Raw genomic sequence first — 14,111 nt, 5'->3', positions numbered from 1 at the left:
GGCCGGAGGCATGACTATACGGCCTTACGGGGAGACACAGGCATCACTTCTTCGATGTGCCTGGCCGCTGATCGGCCGCATCGTGCGAGATGCCCTACGAAAGTGGGGTGAGCAATCGCCGGATCGTTCCGTTGCTTGCTTGCTGGAGACATTGGCGCTCGCGGTTGCATCCCGTCCCAATGACCCACCCGTTGCCCCCACATCGCAAATAGTAATGAAGACTCTGACCCTTAACCAACGGCTCTGGATTCCCTTCGGCCTGATCTGGATCGCCATGCTCGGCATCTGCACGTTCGAGGCGTTCGCGACGCGCGCGGAGATGTTCGCCGGCCGCCAACGCGAGATCCAGAGCGTCGCCGAGGCCTCGGTCAGCTTGATCGCGTCCGTCGAGAAAGAGGCTGCCAGCCAGGGCATGTCCCTTGAAGACGCGCAGAAGCTGGCCAAAGAGCGCCTGCGCCCGCTGCGCTTCGGAACCGACGGCTATGTCTCGGTCACGGACTTCTCGGGCCGCTCGCTGATGCACCCGTTCAAGCCCGAGAACGAAGGCAAGAACCTGACCGGGATGAAGGATCCCAACGGCGTGGCCATCTACGTGGAAATCGCGAAGATCGCCAGCGGCCAGGGCTCGGGCTTCCTCAACTACATGTGGCCGAAGCCGGGCGCGAGCGCGCCGCTGCCCAAGGTCAGCTATATCAAGGCCTTCAAGACGTGGGAGTGGGCCGTCACCACCGGCGCCTATGTCGATGACATCGAGGCGGCATTCCGGCAGGCACTATTCCACTCCTTACTGATGCTCGTGATCGTGGGCGGCGCGGCGACCCTGCTGGCCGCCTGGCTGCTGCGCGGCGTGCGCCGCGACCTCGGCGGCGAGCCCGCCTATGCCGCATCGGTCGCCAACAGCATCGCGGATGGCGACTTCACGCGCCAGATCGACCTGCGCCAGGACGACACCTCCAGCCTGCTCTATGCCATGCAGCGCATGCAAGGCAAACTGGCCGGCACCGTGAGCGGCATCCGTGCCTCGGTCGATTCGGTGGCCACGGCCACCGCGCAGATCGCCGCGGGCAATTCGGACCTGTCCTCGCGTACCGAGCAGCAGGCGGCCTCGCTGCAGGAGACGGCAGCCAGCATGGAAGAGCTGACCACCACCGTGCAGCACAACGCGGACAGCGCGCGCCAGGCGAGCGGACTGGCCGACAATGCGTCGGAGATCGCCAATCGCGGCGGCGAGGTGATGGAGCAGGTCATCGCCACCATGACGCAGATTGCGGACAGCTCTGGCCAGATTGCCGACATCATCGGCGTGATCGAAGGCATCGCATTCCAGACCAATATCCTGGCGCTCAATGCCGCGGTGGAAGCGGCGCGCGCGGGCGAGCAGGGGCGCGGCTTTGCCGTGGTGGCGGGCGAGGTGCGCAGCCTGGCGCAGCGTTCGGCTGGCGCGGCCAAGGAAATCCGCACGCTGATCAGCACGTCGGTCGATCGCGTGCGCAGCGGTTCGGACCTGGTGACGCGCGCGGGCGCGACCATGACGGAGATCACGCAGTCGATCCGCCGCGTGACGGACATCATGGGCGAGATTGCGGCGGCGTCCGTGGAACAACGCACGGGCATCGAGCAGGTCAACCAGTCGGTCGCGCAGATGGACCAGGTGACCCAGCAGAATGCCGCGCTGGTCGAAGAAGCCACGGCGGCGGCCCACTCGCTGGAAGAGCAGGCGGCAGCATTGCGCCAGGCCGTCGCGGCGTTCCGGATTGCACGGCATGACGGCGGCAATGCCGGCGCGCCGCGCAGGCCCGCTGCGGCTCTGCGCCAGCCAGTCGCGCAGAAGGCGCAGCCACTGCGCGCGGCGCGCGCTGACAGTGCCGGCGGCGAAGACTGGGAAAAATTCTGAACGCTGCAGATTAACGCGGCTGGGCGGCCGACGATGTGGCATTGCGGGTCGAGCCGGCCGAGCCCGCGCCCGTCTGCGCGAGCTGAAGGTCATGCCGGCGCCCCAGCCACCAACCCAGCAAGGCCCACGCCAGGGCCAGCGCGGCACCGGCCAGCGCCACCGTGGCGGCATGGCCGGAGATCGCGTCGATCGCTGTCTTCACCCACGCGCTCACTGCATCGCCCGCGCGGTACACCGCGGTGTCGATGACGTTCTTGGCCTTGTACTTGGTTTCCGGGTCCACTACGGTGAACAGCATTTCCCGGCCTGGCCGTAGCAGCGCGTACTCGCCGACGCGGCGCAGGATCATCACGCTCGCCAGCACGCTGAAGGTCGGTAACATCGCCAGCATCAGGAACCCGGCTACGACCGCGAGCGGCACCATCGTCAGCAGCGCAGAAACCCCGTAGCGCCGCGCTACGCGGCCCGAAAAGAACAGTTGGACGATGATCGTCAGCGCCTGCACGACGGCGTCGAGCGCGCTGAAAACCTGCGTCTGCCGCGCGCGCTCCGGAAACGACTCCGCCACCAGGCGTGCCTGCTCGAAATACAGGAAGGTGCTGGCCGTGGCCAGCAGGATCACGAACAGGCTGATGCCCAGCAGGTAGCGCGATCGCATCACCAGCGACAGGCCGGCCCACAGTCCGCCGCCGACAGGGTGTGCCGGATCCGCGGCCACGGCGTCGCCGGGTTTGGCCACGCCAGCGCCGGCGCGGCGGCGCCAGCCGAACAGCCACCCCACGCCCGGCAGCGTGGCGGCCAGCAGGGCAGCGGACAGCAGCATCAGCCCGGTAAGCCCGATATGCACCACCAGCCAGCCGCCCATCACCGGGCCGGCCAGGCCGCCCGCGCTGGCGCCGGCGGCCAGCAGCGCGAACAGCCGCCGGGCCTGCTCGGGCCGGAACACATCGGCCATCAGGCTCCATGCCACGGACACTACGAACAGGTTGAAGACCGACAGCCAGACATAGAACACGCGTGCCAGCCAGACGCTGTCCGGCACCGCGCGCGTGGCCACGGCAAAGCCGACCAGGTTGGCAATGAAGAAGCCATAGACCCAAGGCACGAAGCGCCGGCGCGGCAACCACGCGCAGCATGCGCCATAGAGCGGAATGGCGGCCAGCATGACCACGAACGTAGCCGTGAACAGCCATTGCAGGTTCTTGACGCCGCCGGCAATGCCCATGGTCTCGCGCACCGGGCGCAGCATGAAATAGCTGGCAAACAGGCAGAAGAAGAACAGGAAGCCGGCGACGACGGCACCCGTTTCGCCGGGGTGGAGGCCAAGGCCATGGCGCAGCCGGGCAAGCGTCCCGGTGGCGGCCTGGCCCGGATGGTGGTCCATGGGCTAGGCGAGCAACGCCGCGATACGCTCGCGCAGGCCGGCATCCGGCATGCGTCCGAGCGCGGCGCCCAAATTGTCCGCCATGTTCCGGGGCTTGGATGTGGCGGGAATGGCCGCGGTCACGGCCGGATGGCTGACCACGAACTTCAGGAAGAGCTGGCCCCAGGAGTGGCAGTCGATTTCCCCGGCCCACGGTGGCAGCGGCCTGTCCTTGACCGCGCGGAACATGCGGCCGTCCTGGAACGGCCGGTTGATCAGCACCGCCACGCCGCGCGACTGGCACAGCGGCAGCAGCGTACGCTCAGCGCCGCGCTCGGCGAGCGAATAGTTGACCTGCACGAAGTCGACGCGTTCACTGCGCACGATCTGCGCGAGCGTCTCGTGGGCGTCCTCGCGATAGTGCGTGATGCCGAGGTAGCGGATCTTTCCCTGTTCCTTGAGTTGCCGCAGCCAGCGCAGGTTCTCGCGCCAGTCGATCAGGTTGTGGACCTGCAGCAGGTCGACCTTGTCGGTATGCAGGTCGGCCAGCGAACGCGCCCACTGCGCCTGGGCCGGTGCGCCGGCGGGGGCCGACACCTTGGTCGCCAGGAAGACCTTGCCGCGCGCGCCGGCGCTGCGCAGCAGGTCGCCCGTCACGGTTTCCGCGCTGCCGTAGCTCGGCGCGGTGTCGATGATCGAGCCCTGGTTCTGCAGCAACAGGCCCATGACTTCGGCAAGCGGCGCGCGCTCATCGGCGCCGGTGCCGACGTTGAAGGTGTCGGCCGTGCCCATGCCGATCACGGGGAGCGCCTCGGTGCTGCCGGGGATGGTCCGCCGCATCGGCGCCGCTACCGTGGATGCCGCGGCGGTGCCGGCGCTGGCCGCAAAACCGGGCACGGCGGCCAGCCCGGCGGCTATCGCGAGAAATGAGCGGCGGTCGATCGACATGGATGGATTTCCACGCAAAAGGCACTCACTGACCATAATCCTCCGGGTTTGCCTTGTAAAGTATCAGGCCTGCGTACGCACCCCACTCCGGGTGGGGCCGGATTGCAAAAACTACCTGCTGCCCGAACAATCCGGCCGATAAGGGGAGTCGGCCGCAATGGCCCGCAATGGCCCGCAATGGCCCGCAATGGCCCGCCGGGGCCAGGCGTTGCCAGGCGCGGCCGGGTTTGGCCCCTCACCCAGAATCAAACGGGAGACAGGCAACATGCGTACCCGGGGCGCAATCACCGGCGCGGGCCCGGCCGTGCTGCTGCCTGGCCATCTGCTGCAGCATGCCGAACTGGCCTATGTGTGCGCATCGCAGGCGGCGTCGCGCATGCTTGCGGAAAACTATGTCGGCCTGCCGTTCGGGCCGCTGGCCGCGTGAACATGGCCAGTCCTTTCCTTCAACGTTGGCTTCCCTGTGCGGGGTATCGACCACGATGACAAGTCTTCTGGGCGTGCTGTTTGACGGCCTGGCCTACGGCAGCCTGCTGTTCCTGATCAGCGTCGGCCTGTCGGTGACGATGGGGCTGATGAACTTCGTCAACCTCGCGCATGGCGCCTTTGCCATGCTGGGCGGCTATGTGGCCGTGCTGCTGATGAACCGTGCCGGCGTGCCGTTCCTGCTGGCGCTGCCGGCCGCCTTCGCGGGCGCGGCGGCGGTGGGCTGGGTGCTGGAACGCACGCTGTATCGCCGCCTCTACCAGGCCAGCCATCTCGACCAGGTGCTGTTTTCCATCGGCCTGACCTTTATGGCGATGGCCGGCGCTACTTACCTGTTCGGCCCGGGCCAGCAACCCGTGGAACTACCTGAGATGCTGCGCGGCCAGGTGCGCGTGGGTGGACTGGAACTCGGCGCATACCGCCTGTTCCTGATTGGCGTGGTGTTGGCGATTACCGCGGCGCTTGGCTGGCTGGTTGCGCGCACGCGTTTTGGCGCGCAAGTGCGGGCCGCCGTCGATCACCAGCAGGCCGCGCGCGGCCTCGGCATCAACGTGGGGCGCGTGTTCAGCCTGACCTTCGCGCTGGGCTCCGGGTTGGCGGGGCTGGGCGGCGGGCTAGGCGTGGACGTGCTGGGTCTGGACCCGGCGTTCCCGCTCAAGTACATGGTGTATTTCCTGCTCGTGGTCGCCGTGGGCGGTGCCGGGTCGATCCGCGGTTCGCTGCTCGCGGCGCTGGTGCTCGGCGTCGCGGACGTGGCCGGCAAGTACTACGTGCCGGCCGTCGGCGCCTTCGTCATCTACGCGATGATGGTGCTGCTGCTGGTCCTGTTCCCGGCCGGACTGTACGGGAGACGCGCATGAAGACGCTGATGCGGTCACTGCGGCCACCCGCTGCCCCGCGCGAGGCCGGCACCCCGGCGCCCGCCGGGCGCAAATTGCCGGACGGGCGCTGGCATCCGGCCGAGTTCGTGTTCTGGCTGCTGCCAGTGTCGGCCTTCTTTGCGTTGCCGGACTACCTGATCCTCGGCAGCCAGATCCTGATCACCGGGCTCTTCGCCTTGTCGCTGGACCTGATCCTGGGCTATGCGGGCATCGTTTCGCTGGGGCACGCGGCATTCTTCGGCCTCGGTGCCTATACGGCCGGGCTGCTGGCCGCGCATGGCTGGGGCGAGCCACTCAGCGGCCTGCTGGCGGCCGCCGCCGTGGCGGGCGCGGGCGGCTGGCTCTGCAGCTTCCTGGTGGTGCGCGGCGGCGACCTGACGCGGCTGATGGTGACGCTGGGCATCGGCCTGATGCTGTTCGAGGCGGCCAACAAGGCCGCCTTCGTCACGGGCGGCGTGGATGGCTTGTCCGGCGTGGCCGTGGATCACCTGTTCGGGGTATTCGAATTCGACCTGTTCGGCAAGACCGCCTACCTGTACAGCCTGGCGGTGATGTTCGTGCTGTTCCTGCTGTTGCGGCGCCTGACGCAATCGCCGTTCGGCCTGTCGCTGCGCGGCGTGCGCGAAGGCGTGCGGCGCATGCCGGCTCTCGGTGCGGACGTGCCGCGCCGGCTGCGCGCGGTGTTCACGCTGTCGGCGGCGATTGCCGGCGTGGCCGGTGCGCTGCTGGCCCAGACCACGCAGTTTGTCGGCATGGACGTACTGGGTTTTCCACGTTCGGCCGAGCTGCTGGTCATGCTGGTGCTCGGCGGCGCCGGACGCTTGTATGGCGCGTTGGCGGGCGCGGCGCTGTTCATGATTGCCCAGGATGTGCTCGCCGGCATCAATCCGGTGTACTGGCAGTTCTGGATCGGCCTGATGCTGGTGGTGATGGTGCTGTTCGCGAAGGGAGGCATCATGGGGGCGGTCGATGCGGCGCGTGCGTGGCTGGCCGCGCGCGCGGGGCAGCAGCCCGAAAGCGGTGCGCAATGAGCGGGCTCTTGCGGACCGAAGGCTTGTCGCGCCAGTGGGGCGGGTTCGTGGCGAACAGCGACATCTCGCTCAGCTTCGCGCCCGGCGCGCGCCATGCGCTGATCGGCCCGAACGGCGCGGGCAAGACCACCTTCATCAACCTGCTGACCGGAGCGCTGGCGCCCACGTCCGGGCGCATCTGGCTCGGCGGGCAGGACATCACCCGCTTGCCCCAGCATGCGCGCGCGCGCCTGGGCATGACCCGGACCTTCCAGATCAACACGCTGTTCCCGGGGTTGACCGTACTCGAATCGGTGGTGCTGGCCGTGGCCGAGCGCACCGGCGCGGCGCGCGAGTGGTCGCGCACGGTGGCGTCGCAGCGCGCGCTGGTGGACGAAGCCATGGCGGTGCTGGCCAACCTGAGGCTCGAGAACGAAGCGGATGTCGAGACGCGCCGCCTGCCGTATGGCAAGCAGCGGCTGCTGGAGATCGCACTGGCACTGGCCACGCGGCCATCGATCCTGCTGCTCGATGAACCCGCGGCGGGTATTCCGTCAGCGGAAAGCGCCGAGCTGTTCGCCGTCATCGCCGCGCTGCCGCGCGAGATCACGATCGTGTTCATCGAGCACGACATGGACCTGGTGTTCCGCTTTGCCGAGCGCATCACGGTGCTGGTGGGCGGCAAGGTGCTCACCGAAGGCACGCCGGCCGAAATCGCCGCCGATCCGCGCGTGAAAGAGGTCTACCTTGGGGAGTCGGCACATGGCTGAGTTGCTGCGGGTGGAAGCGCTGAGCGCGGGCTACGGCGACGCCGTGGTCATCGACGGCATCGACCTGGCCCTGGATGCCGGGGACAGCCTGGCGCTGCTGGGCCGCAATGGCGTGGGCAAGACCACGCTGCTCGCGACGCTGATGGGCTTCACGCGCGTGCGCCGCGGCACGCTGCGCTGGCAGGGGCGCGACCTGGCACGGCTGCCGCCGCACCAGCGCGCCCAGGCCGGCATTGGCTGGGTACCGCAGGAGCGATGGGTGTTCCCGTCCCTGACGGTGGAAGAGAACCTGAGTGCCGTGTCGCGGCCCGGACACTGGACGCTTGCGCGCATCTACGATCTGTTTCCACGCCTGCAGGAGCGCCGGCGCAACCTGGGCAACCAGTTGTCGGGCGGCGAACAACAGATGCTGGCGATTGCGCGCGCGCTGATGCTCAATCCTGCCTTGCTGCTGCTCGATGAACCGATGGAGGGCCTGGCCCCCATCATCGTGCAGGAGCTGCAGCGCGTAATCGGCACGCTGATCGGGCAGGGCGGGATGGCGGTGATCGTGGTCGAGCAGCATGCGCGGCTGGCGCTGGCCATGACACGGCGGGCCATGGTGCTCGACCGGGGCAGGGTGGCGCATGCGTCGGACAGCACCGGCCTGCTGGCGGACAAGGAACGCCTGGACCGGTTGATGGGCGTTGGGTAGCGGCCTTGCGGGTGGCCGGGCGGCCGGCGCAAATGTATCAAGGGCGTTCACGATGGTTTGCGGAAACCCGAACTGCCGCTATGCTGCGCAATCTGTGCCGGCCAGTTCCGTTCGGCGCCCCCGCAGGACCGTGACGCGGCAGCAGATCCGATCCCGAGACCCGATATGACGCTTTACCAGATCAAACCGAAGTTCCAGGCCTGGCTGCGGCCCACCGTGGAGCGGCTTGCCGCCGCAGGCGTGACGGCCAACCAGGTGACGCTGGCGGCAGCGGCCGGCTCGCTGGTCGTCGGCGCGCTGGCCGGCGGACTGGCGTGGCTGCCCGGCGTATTCCTGCTGATGCCGCTGTGGCTGTTTGCGCGGATGGCGCTGAACGCGATCGACGGCATGCTGGCGCGCGAACACGGGCAGCAAAGCGTGCTGGGCGCGTACCTGAACGAACTCGGCGACATCGTTTCGGACCTGGCGCTGACCATCCCGTTCGCCTGGGCCATGCCGTCATCGGGCGGCGAGGTCATGCTGTTCGCCATCCTGGCCGTGGTGTCCGAGTGCGCGGGCCTGGTCGGTCCGCTGGCAGGCGCCACCCGGCGCTATGACGGCCCGCTTGGCAAGAGCGACCGCGCGCTGGTTCTCGGCGCGCTCGGCCTCTGGGTCGGCTGCGGCCTGGGCCTGGCGACATACGGCCATTGGTTCTGGATCCTGCTGTCGCTACTGTCCGTGGCGACCATCATCAACCGCGTTCGGCGCGGCGTGCAGGAGGCTCGCGAGAGCCAGGCCCGCCAGTCGGCTTCCTGACCTGTGGAGACGCGCCGCGTGGAACGTACCCCGATCGAATCGCGCTTTGCCACCCATGACGGGCAGGAACTGTTCTACCGGCACTGGCCAGCCGCGAGCGGAACGCCGCGCGGGGCCGTGCTGCTGTTCCATCGCGGCCACGAACATTCCGGCCGCGTCGCGCACCTCGTCGAGGAACTGAACCTGCCGGACCACGACTTCTTTGCCTGGGACGCGCGTGGCCACGGACGCTCGCCCGGCGAGCGCGGCTACAGCCCGGGGCTTGCCTGTTCGGTGCGCGACATCCAGACCTTTGTCGACCATATCGAAGCCGCGCACGGCATTGGCGTGGAACGCCTGGCGGTGGTCGCCCAGAGCGTCGGCGCGGTTCTGGCCGCGACCTGGGTGCATGACTACGCGCCGCGCATCCGCTGCCTGGTCGCCGCCTCGCCGGCGTTCAAGGTCAAGCTCTACGTACCATTCGCGCGTCCCGGCCTGAAGCTGATGCATCGGCTGCGCGGCAAGTTTTTCGTCAACAGCTACGTCAAGGCAAAGTTCCTGACGCATGATCCGCAGCGCGTGGCCAGCTACGACGCCGATCCGCTGATCACGCGGCCGATCGCCGTCAACATGCTGCTCGAGCTCTACGATGCGGGCGAACGCGTCGTGGCCGATGCCGGCGCCATCACCGTCCCCACGCAGTTGCTGATTTCCGGGGCGGACTGGGTCGTGCATCGCGGTCCGCAGGACGCGTTCTTCGACCGCCTGGGCTCGCGCGTGAAGGAGCGCATCGTCCTCGACGGCTTCTACCACGATACGCTCGGCGAGCGCGACCGGGCATCCGCCGTGGCCGCGGCGCGCAAGTTCATCGTGCGCGAATTCGATACGCCCTCGGCGCCCGTGTCGCTGCTTGGGGCCGACCGCCGCGGGCCCTTCAAGGATGAGTCGGACCGGCTCGCCGTGCCGCTGATGGCGGCAAGCCCCGCGGGCATCTACTGGGGCACGGTGCGCGCCGGCCTGCGCCTGGGCGGCATGCTCTCCGAGGGTGTCCGGCTGGGCCACCAGACCGGCTTCGATTCGGGTTCGACGCTCGACTACGTCTACCGCAACAAGGCGACGGGCCGCTTCGGCATCGGTCAGCTCGTGGACCGCAACTACCTGGATGCCATCGGCTGGCGCGGCATCCGGCAGCGCAAGCTGCATGTGGAGGAACTGATCGGCGAGGCCATTCGCCGCCTGCAGGCCGCGGATGCGCCGGTGCGCATCGTCGACATCGCGGCGGGCCATGGCCGCTATGTGCTGGAGGCGCTGACGTCGCAGCGCGGCAGCATCGACTGCAATGCGGTGGAGAGCATCCTGCTGCGCGACTACAGCGATATCAACATCGAACAGGGACGAAGCCTCATCCGCCGCAAAGGGCTTGATCCGATTGCGCGCTTCGAGAAGGGCGATGCCTTCGATGCCGACAGCCTTGCCGCGCTGGACCCGGCACCGACCCTGGCCATCGTATCGGGCCTGTATGAGCTGTTCGGCGACAACGCGATGGTCGGGCGTTCGCTGCGCGGGCTGGCGCAGGCGGTGCGGCCGGGTGGCTATCTCGTCTATACGGGCCAGCCGTGGCACCCGCAACTCGAGTTCATTGCGCGGGCGCTGACCAGCCACCGTGCCGGATCGGCATGGGTGATGCGCCGTCGCTCGCAGGCCGAGATGGACGAACTCGTCCGCGACGCCGGCTTCGAAAAGCTCGCCCAGCGCATCGACCCGTGGGGCATCTTCACGGTCAGCCTGGCGCGAAGGAAGGGCGAGGGGCGCTGATGCGGGGCGACGGCGCACACCTTGGCCCCGCGGCGCAGGATCGGAGTCCGGCGCCCGCGCCGGGCCGGCCCTGGGGCCTGGCCGTGGGTTTGCTCGCCGGCATGGGTGTGCTGTTCTTCTCCAGCTACGGCCTGGCCAACTGGCTGGCCAGCCAGCATGCGGACGTGCCGTACTTCCACTTCGGCTGGGAACGCGGGATTCCGTTCGTGCCGTGGAGCATCGTGCCGTACTGGTCGATCGACCTGCTCTACGGACTCTCGTTCTTCCTCTGGTCGACGCGCGCGGACCTGCTGACCCACGTGAAGCGGCTGCTGGCGGCGCAGCTTGTCTCGGTGGCCTGCTTTATCGTATTTCCACTGCGCTTCGCCTTTGCACGTCCCGAAGCGGACGGGCTGCCGGGGCAGCTGTTCACGCTGCTCGGCGGATTTGACAAGCCGTTCAACCAGGCGCCGTCGCTGCATATCAGCCTGCTCGTGATTCTTTGGGTGGCCTACGCCGCGCACCTGCGGGGCGGCTGGCGCTGGCTGATGCACCTGTGGTTTGCGCTGATCGGTGCGTCGGTGCTGACGACCTACCAGCACCATTTCATCGATGTCCCGACTGGCTGGCTGGTCGGGTGGTTATGCGTATTTGCGTTTCCGCTTGAGCCGGCAGAGACTGCCGGCTCACCGGATGCCCGGCTTGCGCGCCGCTACGGGATGGCTGCGATGCTGCCGGGGCTCACCGCCGTCGCGGCCTTGAGCGTGTCGGTTGTGGCTGCTTTCATGCTGGCGTGGGCGGCCATTGCGCTGGGCTGCGTGGCCGTGATTTACCGTGCCGGCAGGCCGGGAGCATTCCAGAAGCGCGTCGATGGCACGCTCCCGATGTCGGCCTGGTGGGTACTGTGGCCCTATGTGCTCGGGGCCTTCGCCAACTCGCGCTGGTGGACAAGGCGCGAGCCCGCCGTCAGCCGGTTGACCGACGGCGTCTGGATCGGCCGCCTGCCCGGTGAGGCAGAGCTGCGCGAATCGGGCGCCGATGCCGTGCTCGACCTGACGGCGGAATTGCCTCGGCTGGTGACAGGCGTCTTGTACCGCTGCGTGCCGGTGCTGGACCTGACCGTGCCATCGCAGGCGCAATTGCATGCCGGCGTCGAGACCATCGAGGCCTGGCGGCAGGCAGGGCGCACGGTGCTGGTCAGTTGCGCGCTTGGCTACTCGCGCAGCGCGCTGGTGGCTGCCGCATGGCTGGGCGCGCATGCGCAGCTGCGTGATGCGCAGCAGGTGCTGGCCCTGTTGCGCCAACGCCGGCCCGCAGTGGTGCTGGGCCCGCAGAGCGCGGCGGCCTTGACGCGCTTCCTGCAAACCACCGTAGCCGGCCCCCAGGTTTCCGACTCGCAAGGAGCCGACCATGCTGTCTGAAGATTCCCGTCCCGAGCCCGATCCCGGTACAGCGGCCTGGGTGGCGCGTATCACCGCTGCCGCCATGCACGCCGCCGCCCGGCTGAATGGCGCCGGGCTGGTCCTGGCGATGGCCAACCTGCTGCTTGCCGGTCTGTTCGCGCCCGCCGCGCTGGTCTACCTGATCCTCGGGCTGGTGGTGGCGCTCATGGGTGCCGGGCAACTCTGGCTGCTGGTCCGTATCGAGCTGGACCGCCGCCTGTTCGAGGCGCTTGCCGTCGCGGCCGACACCGCCGAACTGGGCGCGCTCGACCAGGCACTGTCCGCCCTCGGCTGGCAGGCGCCTGGACGCGCGGGCCGCTCGCTGGCGGAGCGCTCGCGCGCGACGCTGCGTTTCCTGAAGTTCGCCGGCGCACTGGCGGCGACCCAGTTGCTGCTCGCGCTTCTTTTGTTGCTATTGAGATGACTTCGCCATGACGTGGCTTTCACGACTGGTGGCACGCGCCATCATCCTGTTTGCACAGATGCTGACCGGCATGCAGGCGCGCTGGAACGGCTGCCTGCCCGCAGCCGTGCAGCGGGTCTATTTTGCCAACCACAGCAGCCATGGTGACTTCGTGCTGATCTGGGGCTGCCTGCCGCCGGACCTGCGTGCGGTGACCCGGCCCGTGGCAGGCGCGGACTACTGGGAAGCCTCGCCGGTGCGGCGCTTTATCGGGCGCGATGTCTTCCGTGCCCTGCTGATCGACCGCACCGGCGGGCGCGATGGCGCCGGCCCCGACCCGGTGGCGCAGATGGAGCAGGCGCTACGCGCGGGCGCCTCGCTGATCCTGTTTCCCGAGGGCACGCGCAACACCACCGACGACCGCCTCCTGCCGTTCAAGAGCGGCGTGTTCCACCTGGCCAGGGCATGCCCGGACATCGAGTTCGTGCCGGTATGGATCGACAACCTCAACCGCGTGATGCCGAAGGGCGAGATCATCCCCGTGCCGCTGCTATGCACCGTGACCTTTGGCGCGCCGCTGCGGCTGCAGCCCGAAGAACCGAAAGAATCGTTCCTGTCCCGCTGCCGGCAGCAACTGCTCGCGCTGGCACCGGTGCTGGAGTAAGACCATGTCCAATATCCAGGTTATCCACGACACCCGCATGCTGTTTGGCGGGGTGCTGTGCGTATTGCTGCTGGCCTCGCTGGTGACCGCGCTGCTGCGCTGGCGCGTGGCGGGCGGCGCGCCTCATACGGTGATCGACAACCTTGCGGCACGGGTCTCGGCGTGGTGGTGGATGGTGGCGATCCTCGGCATTGCCTTCGCCATGGGGCGCACGGCGATCATCGTACTCTTCGGCTTGTTGTCGTTCTACGCGCTGCGCGAATTCATCACGATCACGACGACCCGGCGCGGCGACCATCGGGCCATGGTGGCCGCATTCTTCGTCTTCCTGCCGGGACAGTACCTGCTGGTCTATACCGGCTGGTACGGGCTGTTCTCGATCTTCATCCCGGTCTATGCCTTCCTGATCCTGCCGATCCTCTCGGCGCTGTCATCGGAGACGACGCGCTTTCTCGAACGGTGCGCGGGCGTGCAGTGGGCGGTGATGATCTGCGTGTTCTGCATCTCGCACGTCCCCGCGCTGCTCACGCTGCCGATTCCGGGCTACGAGGATCGCAACCTGCTGCTGATCGCGTTCCTCGTCATCGTGGTGCAGGGCAGCGACGTGCTCCAGTACGTCTGGGGCAAGCTGCTCGGCAAGCGCAAGATCGCACCGCTGCTGTCGCCGTCGAAGACGGTCGAAGGCTTTGTCGGTGGCGTGGCCAGCGCGACGGCGCTGGGGGCCTCGCTGTGGTGGATCACGCCATACGGCTCGCCGCTGACGGCCGGCGCAATCGCGCTGGTCATCGCGCTGATGGGCTTCCTCGGCGGCCTGGTCATGTCGGCGATCAAGCGCGACCGCGGCATCAAGGACTGGGGCCACATGATCGAAGGCCACGGTGGCATGCTCGACCGCCTGGACTCGGTGGTGTTCGCCGCCCCGGTGTTCTTCCATGTCACGCGCTACTGGTGGGTGCCCTGAGCGGCGCGAAGGTGGGACCATGGGGCG

At 68.2% G+C, this 14,111-nt stretch carries 14 protein-coding genes; 12 read left to right on the top strand and 2 right to left on the bottom strand.

Annotated elements, in window-relative coordinates:
* Positions 1–214 precede the first annotated feature (214 nt).
* Entirely contained in the window at positions 215–1,894 is a 1,680-nt protein-coding gene (locus ACIGJC_RS23295) for a methyl-accepting chemotaxis protein (protein WP_483711776.1), read from the top strand.
* Positions 1,895–1,904: 10 nt separating this feature from the next.
* On the opposite strand, the gene ACIGJC_RS23290 is transcribed toward ACIGJC_RS23295, so the two are convergent.
* Both ACIGJC_RS23290 and ACIGJC_RS23285 read right to left on the bottom strand, forming a co-directional pair.
* Complete coding sequence (locus tag ACIGJC_RS23290) at positions 1,905–3,278, bottom strand: NTP/NDP exchange transporter (protein WP_483711775.1); 1,374 nt, start codon at positions 3,276–3,278, stop codon at positions 1,905–1,907.
* Between the two features lie 3 nt (positions 3,279–3,281).
* Entirely contained in the window at positions 3,282–4,205 is a 924-nt protein-coding gene (locus ACIGJC_RS23285; RefSeq protein WP_483711774.1) for an aldo/keto reductase, read from the bottom strand.
* 265 nt (positions 4,206–4,470) lie between these two features.
* Between ACIGJC_RS23285 and ACIGJC_RS23280 the strand changes: the two genes are divergently transcribed.
* The 11 genes from ACIGJC_RS23280 (at position 4,471) to ACIGJC_RS23230 (ending at position 14,084) form a co-directional block, all read left to right on the top strand.
* A complete protein-coding gene (locus ACIGJC_RS23280; protein ID WP_483714522.1) occupies positions 4,471–4,632 on the top strand; it encodes a hypothetical protein in 162 nt (53 codons plus the stop codon).
* 55 nt (positions 4,633–4,687) lie between these two features.
* Positions 4,688–5,551 (top strand): branched-chain amino acid ABC transporter permease, encoded by an 864-nt coding sequence (locus ACIGJC_RS23275; protein ID WP_483711773.1) that lies wholly within the window; start codon positions 4,688–4,690, stop codon positions 5,549–5,551.
* Positions 5,548–6,603, top strand: coding sequence for a branched-chain amino acid ABC transporter permease (locus ACIGJC_RS23270; protein ID WP_483711772.1), 1,056 nt, complete (start codon positions 5,548–5,550; stop codon positions 6,601–6,603). The genes ACIGJC_RS23275 and ACIGJC_RS23270 overlap by 4 nt, the downstream gene beginning before the upstream one ends.
* Positions 6,600–7,352, top strand: coding sequence for an ABC transporter ATP-binding protein (locus ACIGJC_RS23265; RefSeq protein WP_483711771.1), 753 nt, complete (start codon positions 6,600–6,602; stop codon positions 7,350–7,352). Before ACIGJC_RS23270 ends, ACIGJC_RS23265 begins: the two co-directional genes overlap by 4 nt.
* On the top strand, positions 7,345–8,046 hold the full coding sequence (locus tag ACIGJC_RS23260) for an ABC transporter ATP-binding protein (RefSeq protein WP_483711770.1): 702 nt from the start codon (positions 7,345–7,347) through the stop codon (positions 8,044–8,046). The genes ACIGJC_RS23265 and ACIGJC_RS23260 overlap by 8 nt, the downstream gene beginning before the upstream one ends.
* A gap of 165 nt (positions 8,047–8,211) precedes the next feature.
* Positions 8,212–8,841 carry a CDP-alcohol phosphatidyltransferase family protein gene (locus tag ACIGJC_RS23255; RefSeq protein ID WP_483711769.1) on the top strand — a complete coding sequence of 210 codons (630 nt, stop codon included), beginning with the start codon at positions 8,212–8,214 and terminating at the stop codon, positions 8,839–8,841.
* Positions 8,842–8,859: 18 nt separating this feature from the next.
* Positions 8,860–10,635 (top strand): bifunctional alpha/beta hydrolase/class I SAM-dependent methyltransferase, encoded by a 1,776-nt coding sequence (locus ACIGJC_RS23250; RefSeq protein ID WP_483711768.1) that lies wholly within the window; start codon positions 8,860–8,862, stop codon positions 10,633–10,635.
* The gene (locus ACIGJC_RS23245; RefSeq protein WP_483711767.1) at positions 10,635–12,035 is read left to right on the top strand and encodes a phosphatase PAP2/dual specificity phosphatase family protein; all 1,401 of its coding nucleotides are present in this window, start codon (positions 10,635–10,637) and stop codon (positions 12,033–12,035) included. The genes ACIGJC_RS23250 and ACIGJC_RS23245 overlap by 1 nt, the downstream gene beginning before the upstream one ends.
* Positions 12,025–12,480, top strand: coding sequence for a hypothetical protein (locus ACIGJC_RS23240; protein ID WP_483711766.1), 456 nt, complete (start codon positions 12,025–12,027; stop codon positions 12,478–12,480). The genes ACIGJC_RS23245 and ACIGJC_RS23240 overlap by 11 nt, the downstream gene beginning before the upstream one ends.
* A 7-nt stretch (positions 12,481–12,487) precedes the next feature.
* Complete coding sequence (locus ACIGJC_RS23235; RefSeq protein ID WP_483711765.1) at positions 12,488–13,123, top strand: lysophospholipid acyltransferase family protein; 636 nt, start codon at positions 12,488–12,490, stop codon at positions 13,121–13,123.
* Positions 13,124–13,127: 4 nt separating this feature from the next.
* Positions 13,128–14,084, top strand: a complete 957-nt coding sequence (locus tag ACIGJC_RS23230; RefSeq protein WP_483711764.1) for a phosphatidate cytidylyltransferase — start codon at positions 13,128–13,130, stop codon at positions 14,082–14,084.
* The last annotated feature ends 27 nt before the right edge of the window (positions 14,085–14,111 follow it).

The organism is Cupriavidus sp. C3SS-1, from assembly GCF_057073755.1.
This window is presented reverse-complemented; position numbering and strand designations above follow the sequence as displayed.